Source organism: Aurantiacibacter sp. KMU-128, from assembly GCF_056933515.1.
In genome coordinates this window covers 464,153-479,103 of sequence record NZ_JBXORT010000001.1, presented here as the reverse complement: position 1 = coordinate 479,103, position 14,951 = coordinate 464,153, and the positions used below count along the sequence as shown (strand labels likewise).

Annotated in this window: 12 protein-coding genes; 5 read left to right on the top strand and 7 right to left on the bottom strand. The window is 63.1% G+C overall.

Annotated elements, in window-relative coordinates:
- Window positions 1-5 precede the first annotated feature (5 nt).
- Complete coding sequence (pufC, locus tag ACS0VV_RS02480) at window positions 6-1,076, top strand: photosynthetic reaction center cytochrome PufC (protein WP_483531157.1); 1,071 nt, start codon at window positions 6-8, stop codon at window positions 1,074-1,076.
- Window positions 1,077-1,136: 60 nt separating this feature from the next.
- On the opposite strand, the gene ACS0VV_RS02475 is transcribed toward pufC, so the two are convergent.
- The 7 genes from ACS0VV_RS02475 to ACS0VV_RS02445 all read right to left on the bottom strand — a co-directional run bounded on the left by ACS0VV_RS02475 (window position 1,137) and on the right by ACS0VV_RS02445 (window position 7,753).
- On the bottom strand, window positions 1,137-1,403 hold the full coding sequence (locus ACS0VV_RS02475) for a hypothetical protein (RefSeq protein ID WP_483531156.1): 267 nt from the start codon (window positions 1,401-1,403) through the stop codon (window positions 1,137-1,139).
- A complete protein-coding gene (locus ACS0VV_RS02470) occupies window positions 1,396-1,878 on the bottom strand; it encodes a TspO/MBR family protein (RefSeq protein WP_483531155.1) in 483 nt (160 codons plus the stop codon). Before ACS0VV_RS02470 ends, ACS0VV_RS02475 begins: the two co-directional genes overlap by 8 nt.
- Window positions 1,875-3,071 carry a geranylgeranyl diphosphate reductase gene (locus tag ACS0VV_RS02465; RefSeq protein ID WP_483531154.1) on the bottom strand — a complete coding sequence of 399 codons (1,197 nt, stop codon included), beginning with the start codon at window positions 3,069-3,071 and terminating at the stop codon, window positions 1,875-1,877. Before ACS0VV_RS02465 ends, ACS0VV_RS02470 begins: the two co-directional genes overlap by 4 nt.
- Window positions 3,068-4,420, bottom strand: coding sequence for a BCD family MFS transporter (locus ACS0VV_RS02460; protein WP_483531153.1), 1,353 nt, complete (start codon window positions 4,418-4,420; stop codon window positions 3,068-3,070). Before ACS0VV_RS02460 ends, ACS0VV_RS02465 begins: the two co-directional genes overlap by 4 nt.
- Window positions 4,420-5,322 (bottom strand): chlorophyll synthase ChlG, encoded by a 903-nt coding sequence (chlG, locus tag ACS0VV_RS02455; protein ID WP_483531152.1) that lies wholly within the window; start codon window positions 5,320-5,322, stop codon window positions 4,420-4,422. Before chlG ends, ACS0VV_RS02460 begins: the two co-directional genes overlap by 1 nt.
- A gap of 64 nt (window positions 5,323-5,386) precedes the next feature.
- Complete coding sequence (ppsR, locus tag ACS0VV_RS02450; protein WP_483531151.1) at window positions 5,387-6,802, bottom strand: transcriptional regulator PpsR; 1,416 nt, start codon at window positions 6,800-6,802, stop codon at window positions 5,387-5,389.
- A gap of 18 nt (window positions 6,803-6,820) precedes the next feature.
- Window positions 6,821-7,753: a cobalamin B12-binding domain-containing protein gene (locus ACS0VV_RS02445; RefSeq protein ID WP_483531150.1), complete on the bottom strand. Its 933-nt coding sequence runs from the start codon at window positions 7,751-7,753 to the stop codon at window positions 6,821-6,823.
- 248 nt (window positions 7,754-8,001) lie between these two features.
- On the opposite strand from ACS0VV_RS02445, the gene bchF reads away from it, so the two are divergent.
- Genes bchF through ACS0VV_RS02425 form a run of 4 tightly spaced genes read left to right on the top strand, consistent with a single transcriptional unit; the run spans window position 8,002 to window position 14,942 of the window.
- Window positions 8,002-8,523, top strand: coding sequence for a 2-vinyl bacteriochlorophyllide hydratase (gene bchF, locus ACS0VV_RS02440; RefSeq protein WP_483531149.1), 522 nt, complete (start codon window positions 8,002-8,004; stop codon window positions 8,521-8,523).
- A complete protein-coding gene (locus ACS0VV_RS02435) occupies window positions 8,520-9,827 on the top strand; it encodes a ferredoxin:protochlorophyllide reductase (ATP-dependent) subunit N (RefSeq protein ID WP_483531148.1) in 1,308 nt (435 codons plus the stop codon). The genes bchF and ACS0VV_RS02435 overlap by 4 nt, the downstream gene beginning before the upstream one ends.
- Before the next feature lie 5 nt (window positions 9,828-9,832).
- Window positions 9,833-11,374, top strand: a complete 1,542-nt coding sequence (gene bchB / locus ACS0VV_RS02430; protein WP_483531147.1) for a ferredoxin:protochlorophyllide reductase (ATP-dependent) subunit B — start codon at window positions 9,833-9,835, stop codon at window positions 11,372-11,374.
- Window positions 11,364-14,942 carry a magnesium chelatase subunit H gene (locus tag ACS0VV_RS02425; RefSeq protein ID WP_483531146.1) on the top strand — a complete coding sequence of 1,193 codons (3,579 nt, stop codon included), beginning with the start codon at window positions 11,364-11,366 and terminating at the stop codon, window positions 14,940-14,942. Before bchB ends, ACS0VV_RS02425 begins: the two co-directional genes overlap by 11 nt.
- Window positions 14,943-14,951: the final 9 nt, after the last annotated feature.

Genomic DNA, 14,951 nt, shown 5'->3' with positions numbered 1-14,951 from the left:
GGACGATGGGTAAGATAAAGCTTCATCACATCGCTCTGCTGGCGGCGCCGCTAGTGCTCACCGCTTGCGAGCTTGCTCCCAAAACGACCGAGCAGGACGGCTTTCGCGGAACGGGCATGAATGCGGTGTATGTATCGGACTCGCGTGAGCCCGGTGATGTGCCGCCTCCGCCTTACGAGCTGGTCGTCTCCGAAGACGGCCCGCTGGCCTCTGAAGTCTATGAGAATGTCCAGGTGCTGGGCAATCTCTCGGCGGACGAGTTCAACTATCTGATGGCGGCGATCACCGAATGGGTCGCACCGGAACAGGGCTGCAATTACTGCCACAATCCGGCCAACATGGCTTCGGACGAGCTTTACACCAAGGGTGTGGCGCGTTCGATGCTGCTGATGACGCAGGATGTGAACCAGAACTGGCAGAGCCACGTCGCGCAAACCGGCGTAACCTGCTGGACGTGCCACCGCGGAAACAACATCCCGCAAGAAGTGTGGACTTTGCCGGAGGAGGAATCCTCCACCATTGCCAACAACCGCAACGGGCAGAACACGCCGATTGCGGCCAATGGCTACAGCTCGCTGCCCTATGGCGCGGTGGCGCGCTATCTGCTCGATGGTAACTCGGCCGAAGGAATCCGTGTGGCTTCCACCAGCATGCATCCGGGCGACAATGCGACGACGACGATGGAGACAGAAGCGACCTATTCGCTGATGATGCATATGTCGCAGTCGCTGGGTGTGAACTGCACCTTCTGCCACAACACGCAGTCGTTCAGCAGCTGGAGCAATTCCACGCCGCAACGGACAACGGCATGGCACGGTATCCGCATGGCGGGCAATATCAACGAGGCCTACATCACGCCTCTGACCGATGTGTTCCCGGCGAACCGCCTCGGTCCGATGGGTGATCCTTACAAGGTCAATTGCACGACCTGCCACCAGGGGCTGAACCGTCCGATGGGCGGGGCACGTATGGTCGCGGATTATCCGGGACTGCAGCGCCTTCTCATCAGCAATGCCGCGACTGACGGCGTAGAGGTTGAAGCGGTGCCAGCCACCGAGATGACCGACGCCAACTGATCCTTTAGGGTCGCCTATGACAGGGGAAAGGGGAGCCTTCGCGCTCCCCTTTTTTTGCGCTCAATCACGGCGGCGAGAGCGGCGCGCTACATCCAGCAGATGGACAGGGAAGGATAGCGCAAGCGGCAGCGCGACCCACAGCCATCCGGCTCCGGTCAACGCAGCGCGCAGGCCCAGCAGCATCAGCACGCCGGGCAGCAGCAGCAAGGCGATATCGCTCACCGACCAGCCGCGCGTCTTGAGATAGATCGCCTCTGCCAGCATCACCACGAGCACGAGATCGACCGCATGTCCGCTGGCGAAGAACGCACCCATTGGTTCAGCCAAACGGGCCGTTCATCTGTACGACCTGCCAATTGAGTGCCCCTGCGATCGTCACCCACGCCAGATAAGGCACGAGCACAAGGCTGGCCAGTTTCGACACCCGCCAGCAATAGACGATCAGCACCGCGATCGAGAGCCAAAGCAGCGTCAGCTCCCAGAAGGCCCAATCAGGGCGTTGCAGGCGGAAGAACAGCAGGCTCCAGGTGATATTGAGAAACGCATTGGCAGCGAACAGGCCGATCAGCGTGTCGGCGACCCTGGTGCTCGGTGCCTTCCACCAGGCGGTTGTGAAAGCGATTACTGCAAAGGCGAACACCGTCGTCCAGACAATCGGGAAAACGAAAGCGGGCGGGTTCCATTCGGGCTTTTCGAGCTCCTGATACCACGGCCCCAGATCGGTCAGCGTCCCGCCAATCGCGGCAACCGCGAAAGCGGCGAGCCCCGCCAGCACGGCGGGCATGATCCAGCTCTTGCTCATCGTGCGACGGGCTTCAGGCCGAGCAGATGCGCGGTGTCTTTGAGGAAAATCCTGAGATGCGCCATCGGCTTCGCGCGCACCAGCCGCTTGTTCATATAGGCCTGCCAGGTCAGCTGCTGCACATCCTTGTCATCGCACATATCGACAAAGCGTTCGCGGCGTTTGTCGCTCGAATACCAGAAATGCTGCATGATCCCGAGCACCCAGAACACGCGGCCATGTTCTTTCATAAAGGCCTTGCGCGCCTTTTTGAGCACGGCGGGATTGGCGGTGCGGACAAATTCGTCCGCCGTTTGCGCGGCAATGCGGCCGCAGGTCATGGCGTAGTAGATCCCCTCGCCCGAGGCAGGAGCGACCACGCCGGCGGCATCGCCTGCCACCAGCACATCGCGGCCATTGTCCCACTTCTTGAGCGGCTTCATCGGAATGGGCGCGCCTTCGCAGCGGATCGTCTCGCAGCTGTCGAGGCCCATGTCGTCGCGCATCGTCTCCACTGCCCCGCGCAGCGAGAAGCCTTTGTGCGCGCTGCCCACGCCGACGCTCGACTGGTCGCCATGCGGGAAGACCCAGGCGTAGAAATCGGGCGAAAGGTGGCCCTGATACAGGACGTCGCAGCGCGAACCGTCAAAGCCCTGCGGCGTGCTTTCGGGCGAGGCGATAACTTCGTGATAGGCGAACACGCAGCGCATTTTCGCCGCGTCCTTGATATTCTCCCGCGCCACGGCAGACCGGGCGCCATCGGCCCCGATCACCAGCTTGGCGCGCACGCGGTGGAGATCGCCGCCGCGTTCGGTGCGGAAGCACACGATTGCGCCCGCGGCATCGTCGCGCTCGATATGATCGAATGTGCCCGTCTGCCGCACCGCGCCCGCTGCCGCCGCACGGTTGCGCAGCCATTCGTCAAACTCGTCACGGTCAACCATGCCGACGAAGCCGGTCTCGCCCACCGGCATATCGACCGCGCGGCCCGATGGTGCGACCATGCGGGCGGATTTGGCCTTGGCCACCAACAGGCTTTCGGGAATGGCAAAGTCTTCGAGCAGGCGCGGCGGAACCGCGCCGCCGCATGGCTTGATGCGTCCTGCACGGTCGAGCAGCATGACTGTGCGTCCGGCGCGCGCCAGATCGCAAGCTGCGGTTGCGCCCGAGGGCCCGCCACCAACAACGACCACGTCGTAAACTGTCTCACTCATGCGAAAACCTCCCCGTCTTTGCTCTGCAGGCTGGCACGAACTGCAGCACCGCCGGTCGCCTTGATCGCAAGGATCGCAGCCAGCACGAAGGCCGCTGCCTCCAGACTGAAAATCAGCTGGAACGCGCTGCCGTCATCGCCCATGGCGCGGCGCGCCAGATCGACGCCGACCGCGCCGGACAGCCCGCCGATGCCGAATGCAATCGCCTGCGATGCACCCCAAACCCCCATGCGCACGCCTTCGCGCGTCGTCTCGCCCGCGCCCGCCAGCCCCATCATCGCGCCGATGGAGGAGACGGCGAAGACGCCATTGCCCAGCCCCAACAGGAAGACGTTGATGCCAAGTGGCCAGCCCGGCCCCGCCACCGCCGCCAGCCCCAAAGCGCCCAAAGCGCTACCCGACATGAGACAGCCGCTCACCACCCAGACGCGCAATCCGTCAGGCCGCTTGCCGGTAAAGGCGCTCCCGCCGACACCAGCGATAATCATACCGAGCAGAATGCCGCCCTGATGCTGCCCGCCAAGCTGGGTGGATTCACCCGGAGTCATGCCGAAGACAAGGCCTGCGAAGGGCTCAAGGATCAGATCCTGCATCGAGAAGGCGATCATCGAGACGAAGATAAAGACGGTAAAGCGCCGCGCAGCGGGTTCACGCCAGATCTCGGAAATAGCAGCGCGGAAATCGGGCGCGGCCTCGTCTTTCGCCGCATTGCCGAACTGGCCCGCCTGCCGTTCCAGCCGCCACGTCGCGAGCACGGTCAGCGTGAAGGTCACGACCGCCAGACCACCCGCTACCAGAAGCAGCCTTTCGGGCGAAAATGGCTTGAGCAATGCGCCTACCGTAATGGCCGAAATGACGATCCCCGCGACCATCATGATCCACGTCACTGCTGCCGCTGCCGCGCGTCGCTGGGGCGCAACGCCCGATGCGAGCAGCGCCAGCGCCGACGTCCCGCCTGCACCCACGCCGACACCGATTAGCGTGTAGGCGAGCACTGCCAGCGCGAACCCTGCAAATGGCGCGCTTGCCAGCAGCAAGGTCGCCTGCGTCGCCAGCAAAGATGCCGCGCCCAGCAGCGCGATGCCGCCGATAATCCACGGGACACGCGCGCGGCCCTTGTCCGAACCGTGGCCGAACAGCGGGCGAGCAAGCTGCACGGCATAATGCCATGCCACCAGCCCTGCAGGAATGGCCGCCGCCAGCGCGAACTCGACCACCATCAGCCGGTTGAGCACCGTGGTTGCCAGCATCACCAGCGCGCCAATGCTTGCCTGCACCAAACCGATGCGGATGATACCCAGCCAGCCGAACCCCGTGGAAGCGCGGGTGGGTGAAAGCGAGCCGTGCATCAAATGTATCCCCCCAGCCCCAGTGCTGCCGCGAGCATTCCCAGCACGTAAAGCGTGACGCCCGTGGCGTTGTACCACGGCGCATATTGCGCCGGATTGCGCAGCAGTTTCGGCATACAGGCGAGTTGCGCGGCGAGCAGGACGCTGACAGCGATGGCGGATAGCGAGAGCTCCCATTGCCGAAGCAACACGACCACCACGATCTGCGGCAGCGCCATCACCGCGCAGGCGAGCTTCGCCGCGCGGTCAACGCCCAGCGTCACGGGCAAAGAGCGCAGACCCGTCGCCCGGTCACCCTCCACCGCTTTGAAATCGTTCAAAGTCATGATCCCGTGCGCGCCCAGGCTATAGAGTCCCAGAACCAGCAGGATCGGCAGCGCGGGCAGCGCGCCCGCCATCACGCTTGCGCCAGTGAACCAGCTCAATCCTTCATAGGTCATGGCAACCACAGCGGGGCCGACCCAGCCGCTCGTCTTGAAACGGAATGGCGGCGCGGAATAGGCCCAGGCGCAGGCAAGGCCGAAGATCGTCGCGGCGAAGACCCAAGGCCCGATCAGCCAACCTGTGAGAAGCGAAAGGCCGGTCCACAGCACCGCAATCCGCAGTCCCCAAGTGCCGCCTATGCGGCCCGACGGGATGGGGCGGTCGGGTTCGTTGATCGCGTCGACATGGCGGTCAAACCAGTCATTCACCGCTTGGCTCGTCCCGCAGACGAGCGGCCCTGTCAGCAGAATACCGGCGAGGAGAAAGGGCCAGCGCCCGTCGAGCCCGACGCCTGAAGACACCACCCCACACATGAACGCCCACATTGGCGGAAACCATGTGATCGGCTTGAGCAGCGTCAACACATCCCGCATCGCCGGGGGCGACACAGGGTGAGTCGAAGCTACGGAACGGACCATCCCGGAAGGCTATGCCTGACCGCGGGAAGTGTCAAACTAAATGGACACTAGCAAGGTTGACAGATTACTCGCCGTCGCTGCCGAGATTGCCCAGCCCGTGGCGGTGGAGCTTCGAATAGAGGCTCTGGCGGCTGAGGCCGAGGATTTCGGCCGCCGAGGCGCGGTTGTCCGATGTGCGCGAAAGCGCCGCCTCTATGCACAGGCGTTCGATCAGATCGGTGGATTCGCGCACAATGTCCTTGAGCGACATCCGCCCCACCAGTTCGGTCAGCTGTTCGACCGAGCGCGGCGCGTCGGTTGTGGCGGGCTCCATATCACGCAAGCGGCGTCCCACCGGCCGGATCACGAGGCCCAGATGCGGATCGTCGCTCTGCGTCTGCACCGCAGAAAGCTCGACCGGCTCACCCTGAAAATCATCGCTCGCACCCACGACCGTACTGACATTGCGCGCCACGCCATCCTTGGCGAGCTGGCCCTTGACCAGTTCGAGATCGATCCCCGGACGGCCGATATATTGCGCCAGCGGCTTACCGATCAACTGGTCGCTATGCGCAACCCCCACAAGTTCAGCGAATTCGGCATTCACTGCGACAATCTGCATCGCCGCATCGGCGAGCACAAAGGCATCGGGCATCCGCTGGACGATATCGAGCATTCTATGCGCCTCTCCCACCTGTGTTGGTGCAGAGGCGCGGACGAAGAGATAGGGTTTGCCGCGCTGCCTGAAGGTGACCGCGGACAGTGCCACTTCACTGTCATCACTCGCCAATGCCAGCGACAAGGGCGAAACGGCTTGCGTCGCGGTTGCCGCCCCAAGAAATCCGATCAGCGCGTCGCGCGAGCCGCGTGCAAAAACGCCCGACAGCTTGTTGCCAACAAGTTCGCCTTGCGCGGTTTTCAGGATGCGGTGCGCCGCCGGATTGGCTTCACGGATACGTTGGGTGTCGGCCTCCACAACCAGCACCGCATCACTCACTTCATCGAACAGCAATCGGTATCGCTGCTCTGCCTGCCGTAGCCGCAGATAGTCGCGCTCAAGCGCCTGCTGCGCTTGCAGGAAGCGCTGCTGCAGCGCGGCTTCCTCGCGCATATCGCGCCCCAGCGCCAGGCATCGGTCGGTGTTTTCGAAAGAGACCATGGCGTACCGGACCGGCAGATCCGCGCTTTTGCCCTTGTGGTTGATCTGCCGCCAGCGTTGTTGCCGGCCCGCGCGCATGGACGCGAGCAAATCTGTTGCCTTTTCGCGGCTGTCCGGCGTCACCGTGTCGAGCCAGACCTGACCAATCCAGCCTTCAAGCTCGGGGAACATCACCGGATCGCCGCTGCCGCCAACGACCACCCCGTCCCTGTCCAATACAAGCGCAATGTCGCCGGCGATAAGCGACAGTTTTGCCGCCGCGTCCGGATCGCAGTCGTCAAAGATTCCGGCGAAGTCACCGAAATGCAGCTTGCCTTCAATGCTGTGTTTGCGCGTGAGCATCCAGTTTTTGAAACGCAATTAGAGGACAGGGTTACCCACAGTTGCGGGCGACGGGACTAGCCGATCCGCCAGAGCAAGAGCAGCCTCGGCGCAATTCGCCGTACCGTCCGCGCCGGTTTTTTCGACCAGCGAAGGATCGGCCTGGACCGCCTGTCCTCCAATAATGACTTTGACCTCTGAGCATTGCGAAACGCTGCGGATCGCCGTCACAAGATTGGCTATTTCCGCGCTATGACAGTCTGTTGAGACCGTCAATCCCACGAGGTCGAAGGAATGTCCGGCGCACAGCTGCAACAATTGCGGGCGCTGCGTTTCAGGCAGCGCTTCACTGTCCCAACCCGCCCGCGCAAACACTTCCTCGATCATCAGCGTGCCAAAGCTGTGCTGGTCACCCGGCATGGGCGTAAAGAGCGCGCTGCGCACTTTCCCGCTGCTGTGTGTGCGATCGGGGTAGCGCAGGGCGATTTCCCGCATCAATTCCTGCAAGCGCCACAGCCCCATCGTCACATCAACGAAATCGCAGGTGTCGTCTTGCCAGTACTCGCCCAGCTTCCTTGCGGTCGGCGCCAGCAGGTCAACGAGAATCGACTCGATCCGCACACCGCGGGCAATCATCGACTCGATCAGATTGAGCGGAACGTCGATGTCGCCATCAAGGATCAACGGCACAAAGGCACGAATCTCATCGCGGCCCAAAACAGACGACTCGGAGCGGGCGGCCACCTTCGGCATACTCCCCTTTTCGGGTCCGTGTGCGAGAAGCAGACGCGGTAGAATTTCCCGCTCCACAAGATCGCTGAGGAAGGCGTCGCCACCATATAGGCCCGCCCTAACATTTACAGTTTCAGGCGGAAAGGCGTTTGATTTACGGCGATAATCTCTCGCACCGTCGCTCCAACCGCGTGGATTGCCGAATTCAGGTTTACCCGCTGGACCGGATTGAGATGCCATAGCCGACCCTCCCAGGAATCGACGCGCTGCGCGCTCAGCTCGCGCCACCAAGAACCGTCCCGGCAATGCAACGAACAAATTGGACCCTACGCCTCTTTGTCAATTCTGGCAAACACATCCGTGTCAATTTTTATTGTCGTCCAGTTTAGTTGACACCCTCCCCTGTAAAGGCGTAGGCTCCGTCCCTAATCAGCGGAAGGCCAGTTCTGCGAAGAACGTGGCCGCGCAATGAGGGGACAGGAACGGTAATGCGGAACGGGGCGATTACCCACGCGAAGCAAACCAGCAGCCAGCCAGCTGCCGATCCCCTATACACGCCCGAACAACGCAAGCGCCGCGATGAAAGCCGCTGGACGCTGGTGCAAGGCCTGCTCGCCCCGCTGCAATTCGTCGTCTTTCTGGTCAGCTTTGTACTCGTGCTGCGCTATCTCGATTCAGGTCGGGGCGCATTTGCGGCGGATCTCTCGGTCGTCATCAAGACGCTCGTTTTGTACACGATCATGATCACCGGCTCGATCTGGGAGAAGGTCGTGTTCGGCAAATGGCTGTTTGCCAAGCCGTTCTTCTGGGAAGACGTGTTCTCCATGCTCGTGCTCGCTTTGCACACCGCCTATCTGGTGATGCTGCTGGGCGCGATCGGCACGGTGGAGCAGCGGCTGTTCGTCGCGCTGGCGGCTTACGCCACCTATGTCATCAACGCAGGCCAGTTTATCATCAAGCTGCGCGCCGCCCGCTTGCAGGCGGCGCAAATGACGGCGGCGACGGCATGAGCGTCGGGCAAACCGCCCCTGTGCAAAGCGGCGTGCAAAACGGCGTGCAAAACGGCGCCGACTGCGCCCCCGTCCTTCGTGAGCGCGGTCAAAGAGAAGTCTTCTGCGGCCTGACCGGCATCATCTGGCTGCACCGCAAGATGCAGGACGCCTTCTTCCTCGTCGTCGGCTCGCGCACCTGCGCGCATTTGCTGCAAAGCGCCGCCGGGGTGATGATCTTTGCCGAGCCGCGCTTCGCCACCGCAATCATGGAAGAGCGCGATCTGGCGGGCATGGTCGATGCGCAGGACGAGCTTGACCGGATTGTCGAGCAATTGCTCGCCCGCCGCCCCGATATCGGCACGCTGTTCCTCGTCGGCTCCTGCCCGTCCGAAGTCATCAAGATGGATCTGGGCAAGGCTGCGCAGCGGCTCGGCGCGAAATATGCAGGGCGCACGCGCATCCTCAACTATTCGGGCAGCGGGATCGAAACGACCTTCACCGAGGGCGAGGATGCCTGTCTTGCCTGCCTCGTTCCCGAAATGCCTGCGGGCGAACCTGATGCAGCGCCCGAGTTGCTGATCGTCGGCGCGCTTCCCGATATTGTCGAGGACCAGTTCCTTCGTCTGTTTGCAGAGCTCGGCATCGAACGCGTGCACTGTCTGCCTGCGCGCAATGCGAGCGACCTCCCCTCGGTCGGCGCGCATACGCGCTATCTCCTCGCCCAGCCTTTCCTCACGGAAACCGCGCTGGCGCTGGAAGATCGCGGTGCGCAGCGGCTCGATGCCCTTTTTCCGTTCGGCGCAGAAGGCACGACCGACTGGCTGCGCGCCGCCGCCAATGCCTTTGGCGTCGATGAAATGCATTTCAACCGCGTGGTCGCACCGGGTCGCGAACGGGCCAAGCGCGCTATCGAACACAGCCGCGAACGGTTGGCGGGCAAGCGCATTACCTTCCTGCCCGATTCGCAGCTGGAAGTGCCGCTGGCGCGGTTCCTGCAAACCGAACTGGGAATGGTGCCGGTCGAAGTCGGCACGCCCTATCTGCACCGCGCGCATCTCGCCAAAGACCTCGCTTTGATCTCGGACAATGCACGGATCAGCGAAGGGCAGCATCTTGACCGCCAGTTGGACCGAGTCCGCGAGGACCGCCCGGATCTGACTGTCTGCGGACTTGGCCTTGCCAACCCGCTGGAAGCTGAAGGCTTTGCGACCAAGTGGGCGATCGAGCTCGTTTTCTCGCCGATCCACGGTTTCGATCAGGCAGGTGACCTCGCCGAACTCTTTGCACGACCGCTGCGGCGGCGTGATGTGCTGGAGGTGTAGGGGCGATGCAGCTTTCCGTCTGGACATATGAAGGCCCGCCCCATGTCGGCGCAATGCGCGTCGCGACCGCGATGGAACGTATGCACTACGTGCTCCACGCGCCGCAGGGCGACACCTATGCCGATCTGCTGTTCACGATGATCGAGCGGCGGGGCAAGCGCCCGCCGGTCACCTACACAACCTTCCAGGCGCGCGATTTGGGCAAGGATACCGCGCAGCTGTTCCAGGACGCGGCGCGCGATGCGGTCGAACGCTTCCAGCCGCAGGCGGTGATGGTGGGCGCAAGCTGTACGGCGGAGCTGATCCAGGACGATCCCGCCGGCCTTGCCGAAGCCATGCGCCTGCCCTGCCCCGTGATCCCGCTCGAACTGCCGAGCTATCAGCGCAAGGAGAACTGGGGCGCGGCGGAAACCTTTTATCAGGTCGTGCGCACGCTGGCCGACACGGCGATCACCCCGCGCGGGGAAAAGACCGCGCTGGTCAATATACTCGGCCCTGCTGCTCTGGGTTTCCGCCACCGCGATGATGTGATCGAAATTCGCAAGATCCTCGATGCTCTGGGGATCGAGGTCAATCTGGTCGCCCCGCTTGGCGCGACGCCTGAAGACATCACCCGCATCGGTGCCGCCGATTTCAACATCGTGCTCTTTCCCGAAATCGGGGAAGAGGCATCGCGCTGGCTGGAGAAGACTTTCCACCAGCCCGCCATCCGCACAGTGCCCATCGGCGTAGGTGCCACCCGCGAATTCATCATCGCCGTCGCCGCCCTTGCCGGCGTCGACCCCGCTCCTGCGCTGGGCGATAGCGGCAGCCGGATGCCGTGGTGGAGCCGCTCGGTCGATTCGACCTATCTCACCGGCAAGCGCGTCTTCATCTTCGGCGACGCGACCCATGCGGTGGCCGCTGCACGCATCGCGCATGAGGAACTGGGCTTCGAAGTCTGCGGCCTTGGCTGCTACAACCGCGAATTCGCCCGTGAAGTGCGCAATGCCGCCAAGAAGTATGGCGTGGAGCCGCTCATTACCGACGATCATCTGGTGGTCGAAGACGCCATCGCCGCCGCCGCACCCGAACTGGTGCTGGGCACGCAAATGGAGCGGCACATCGCCAAGCGGCTGGGCATGGCCTGCGCAGTCATCTCCTCACCTGTCCACGTGCAGGATTTCCCCGCGCGCCATAGCCCGCAAATGGGATTCGAAGGCGCGAATGTCATTTTCGACACCTGGGTGCACCCGCTGGTGATGGGTCTGGAAGAGCACTTGCTCACCATGTTCCGCGACGATTTCGAATTCTCGGACGAGGCGGGCCCCTCGCACCATGCGGCGCATTCGTCCGCCAAGAAGACCGCGCCGGAAGAGCCGGAAGCACAAATGCCGGCTGCCGCCAACGATCTCTGGACCCCCGAAGCCGAGCGCGAGCTCAAGAAAATCCCGTTCTTCGTTCGCGGCAAGGCGCGGCGTAACACCGAAGCATTCGCCGCCGACCAAGGCCGCGCGCAGATCGATCTCGACACGCTTTACGACGCAAAGGCGCATTATGCTCGGTAATCGCAAAGCTCCCGTGCGCGTCGCCATTGTGACGCTCGACAACCACCTGAAAGGTGCGGTCGAGCGCGCCGGTGAAACCCTGCGCGACAGCGGCGTTTCGCTCTCGCTCCACGCCGCAGCCGACTGGGATCGCGGCGCTGCGCTGGAAGACACGAAGCGCGCCATTGCAACGGCCGATTTCGTCATCGTCACCATGCTGTTCCTCGACGATCACGTGCGTACGATCATGCCCGATCTGGAAGCGCGGCGTGAGGAATGCGACGCGATGGTCTGCATGATGTCGGCAGGCGAAGTGGTGAAGCTGACCCGGATGGGGCAATACCGCATGGATGCGCCCGCCAAGGGGCCGCTGGCGCTGCTCAAGAAACTGCGCGGATCGAAGAAATCGGGCGCAAGCTCGGGCGCCGGCCAGATGAAGATGCTGCGCCGTCTTCCCAAAATCCTCAAATTCATTCCCGGCACCGCGCAGGATGTGCGCGCCTATTTCCTCACCCTGCAATACTGGCTGGCCGGTTCGGACGAGAATGTCGTCCACATGGTGCGCGCGCTGATCAACCGTTACGCCACCGGTGACCGCGCGTGGCGGGCGGGCGAGGAAAAGGTCGAGCCGCCGCGCGAATATCCCGAATGCGGGGTCTATCACCCGCGCACCGACCAGAAGATCAGCGAAAGCCTGCGGCTGCTGCCGCGCAAGGGCGGCGAGAACGGCACGGTCGGGGTGCTGCTGCTGCGCTCTTACCTGCTGGGCAAGGATGCAGGGCATTACGATGGCATGATTGCCGCGCTGGAAGCGGCGGGCCTCCGCGTCATCCCCGCCTTCGCCAGCGGTCTTGATGCCCGCCCCGCAATAGAGAAATTCTTCGTCCGCGAAGGCCAGCCGACGGTGGACGCAGTGATCAACCTCACCGGTTTCTCGCTGGTGGGTGGCCCCGCCTACAACGACTCCGAAGCCGCGGTTGAGACCTTGGCGGGGCTAAACCTGCCCTACCTCGCCGCCCATGCCATCGAATTCCAGACGCTGGGCGAATGGCGCAAGCGCGCGCAGGGACTGCTGCCGCTGGAAGCCACCATGATGGTCGCGCTGCCCGAATTGGACGGGTCGATCTGCCCCAGCGTATTCGGCGGACGCTCCGATCCCGGCGGACATTGCGAAGGATGCGAGCGCCACTGCGCCACGCCCTCAGCCGAGAATGTCCGCGCCATGATGTGCTGCGAAGAGCGGGCCGAGGCACTAGCCGCGAAAACGGTCAAACTCATCCGCCAGAGCCGCGCCAAGCGGGCCGAGCGGCGCGTCGCGATCACACTGTTCAACTTCCCGCCCAACGCCGGCGCGACTGGCACAGCAGCCTTCCTCGCCGTTTGGGAATCGCTGTTCGCCACCCTCACCCGCCTAAAGGCGGAAGGCTATATGGTGCATCTGCCCGCATCGGTAGACGCGCTGCGCGAAGCCGTGCTCATTGGCAATTCGGAGCGCTACGGCGCCGATGCCAATGTTGCCGCGCGGATCGCGGCAGACGACCATGTCCGGCGCGAAGAGCATCTGGCTGAAATCGAAGCACAATGGGGCCCTGCGCCAGGCAAAATCCAGTCGGATGGTGCCAGCATCCATGTGCTCGGCGCGCAATTCGGCAATGTCTTTGTCGGTATCCAGCCCGCCTTTGGTTATGAAGGCGATCCGATGCGGTTGCTGTTTGACGGCACCTTTGCCCCGACCCATGCCTTTGCCGCTTACTACCGTTATCTGCGCGAGGATTTCCGCGCCCATGCGGTGCTGCATTTCGGCACCCACGGCGCGCTGGAGTTCATGCCGGGCAAGCAGGCGGGCCTCAGTGGCGATTGCTGGCCCGAACGGCTGATCGGCGATCTTCCCAATTACTATCTCTACGCCTCGAACAATCCGTCCGAGGGCATTCTGGCGAAGCGCCGTTCGGGCGCGACACTGATCAGCTATCTGACGCCGAGCCTTGCCAAGGCGGGCCTCTACAAAGGCTTTGCCGAACTGAAGGCGAGCGTCGAGCGCTGGCGCGGCCTGCCTGATGGCGAGGAGCGCGCGGCGCTGCAGGAGCTGATCGTCGACCAGTGCGATGCGCTGGACATTAATTGCGCCAATCCGGAAGATCTTGCCGCGCAGCTATACGAGATGGAGCGCGCGTTGATCCCGCAGGGCCTGCACGTGCTCGGCCAGTCACCCGCCGGAACCGAGCGCGAGGAACTGCTCGCCGCGATGGCAGAGGCCGATCCCGACGCCGATACCAGGGCGCTGAACGCCGCGTTCGATGCCTGCGACGAACTGGGCGCGGTAATCCATGCGCTCGACGGCGGCTATACCAAGCCCGCACCGGGCGGCGATCTGCTCGCCAATCCCGAGGTGCTGCCGACGGGCCGCAACATCCACGGCTTTGACCCCTTCCGCATCCCCAGCCGCTTCGCTTGCGAGGAAGGCCGCGTGCAAGCCGAAGGTCTGATCGCCCGTCATGTCTCCACCGGCCAGCCTTATCCTGAAAGCCTCGCCATGGTGCTTTGGGGCACCGACAATATGAAGAGCGAAGGCGTGCAGATCGCGCAGGCGATGACACTGCTAGGCGCGCGCCCGCGGCATGACGGCTATGGCCGCCTGTGCGGCGCGGAACTAATCCCGCTTGCAGAACTGGGCCGCCCACGCATCGACGTGGTGATGACCCTCTCGGGCATTTTCCGCGACCTGCTGCCACTGCAAACGCGGATGCTGGCCGAGGCCGCTTTGCTTGCCGCACAGGCCGACGAGCCTGCCGACCAGAACTTCGTTCGCAAACACACGATCGCCCACGCCAAGACGCATGGCTGCGATATGGAAACCGCCGCGCTGCGCGTCTTCTCCAATGCCGAGGGGATGTATGGCGCGAATGTGAACCAGATGATCGAAGGCGGCGTCTGGGCCGATCCCGACGAGCTGGCGAACGCGTTCGAAACGCATAAGGGTTATGCCTACGGCGTGAACGGCACGCCGGTGCAGCAACGTGAATTGCTGCGCAGCGCGCTCGCCGAAGTCGAATTCACCTACCAGAACCTCGAGAGCGTCGAAGTCGGAATTACCGATCTCGATCAATATGTTGACGGACTTGGCGGCATCAGCCGTTCGGTTGCCCGGGCCAAGGGCCATGACGCGCCGGTCTATATTCTCGACGCAACCCAAGGCGCTGCCAAGGTCCGCACACTGGCCGAACAGGTTGCGCTGGAAACACGCAGCCGCACGCTCAATCCCAAATGGTTCGAAGGAATGCTGAAGCACGGCTATGAAGGTGTGAAATATATCGAGAACCATGTGACCAACACCTTCGGTTGGTCTGCCACCACCGGCCAGGTTGATCCTTGGGTTTACCAGAAGATTTCCGAGACTTTCGTGCTCGATCCCGAAATGCGCGAGCGGTTGGCCGCGCTTAACCCCAAAAGCTCGGCGCGGGTTGCCACACGCCTGCTCGAAGCCTGCGAACGCCGTTTGTGGGAGCCGGATGACGAGACGCTGGAGGCGCTGCAAGCAGCCTCTAACGATCTTGAAGACCGGCTCGAAGGCATAGTCGCGGCCGAATGAGGACAGTGC

What these genes read in the sequence shown, in the direction of transcription:
- pufC (WP_483531157.1), top strand. Translation starts at nt 6, where the DNA reads ATGGGTAAGATAAAGCTTCATCACATCGCTCTGCTGGCGGCGCCGCTA.
- ACS0VV_RS02470 (WP_483531155.1), bottom strand. Translation starts at nt 1,878, where the DNA reads ATGAGCAAGAGCTGGATCATGCCCGCCGTGCTGGCGGGGCTCGCCGCT.
- ACS0VV_RS02465 (WP_483531154.1), bottom strand. Translation starts at nt 3,071, where the DNA reads ATGAGTGAGACAGTTTACGACGTGGTCGTTGTTGGTGGCGGGCCCTCG.
- ACS0VV_RS02460 (WP_483531153.1), bottom strand. Translation starts at nt 4,420, where the DNA reads ATGCACGGCTCGCTTTCACCCACCCGCGCTTCCACGGGGTTCGGCTGG.
- chlG (WP_483531152.1), bottom strand. Translation starts at nt 5,322, where the DNA reads ATGGTCCGTTCCGTAGCTTCGACTCACCCTGTGTCGCCCCCGGCGATG.
- ppsR (WP_483531151.1), bottom strand. Translation starts at nt 6,802, where the DNA reads ATGCTCACGCGCAAACACAGCATTGAAGGCAAGCTGCATTTCGGTGAC.
- ACS0VV_RS02445 (WP_483531150.1), bottom strand. Translation starts at nt 7,753, where the DNA reads ATGGCATCTCAATCCGGTCCAGCGGGTAAACCTGAATTCGGCAATCCA.
- bchF (WP_483531149.1), top strand. Translation starts at nt 8,002, where the DNA reads ATGCGGAACGGGGCGATTACCCACGCGAAGCAAACCAGCAGCCAGCCA.
- ACS0VV_RS02435 (WP_483531148.1), top strand. Translation starts at nt 8,520, where the DNA reads ATGAGCGTCGGGCAAACCGCCCCTGTGCAAAGCGGCGTGCAAAACGGC.
- bchB (WP_483531147.1), top strand. Translation starts at nt 9,833, where the DNA reads ATGCAGCTTTCCGTCTGGACATATGAAGGCCCGCCCCATGTCGGCGCA.
- ACS0VV_RS02425 (WP_483531146.1), top strand. Translation starts at nt 11,364, where the DNA reads ATGCTCGGTAATCGCAAAGCTCCCGTGCGCGTCGCCATTGTGACGCTC.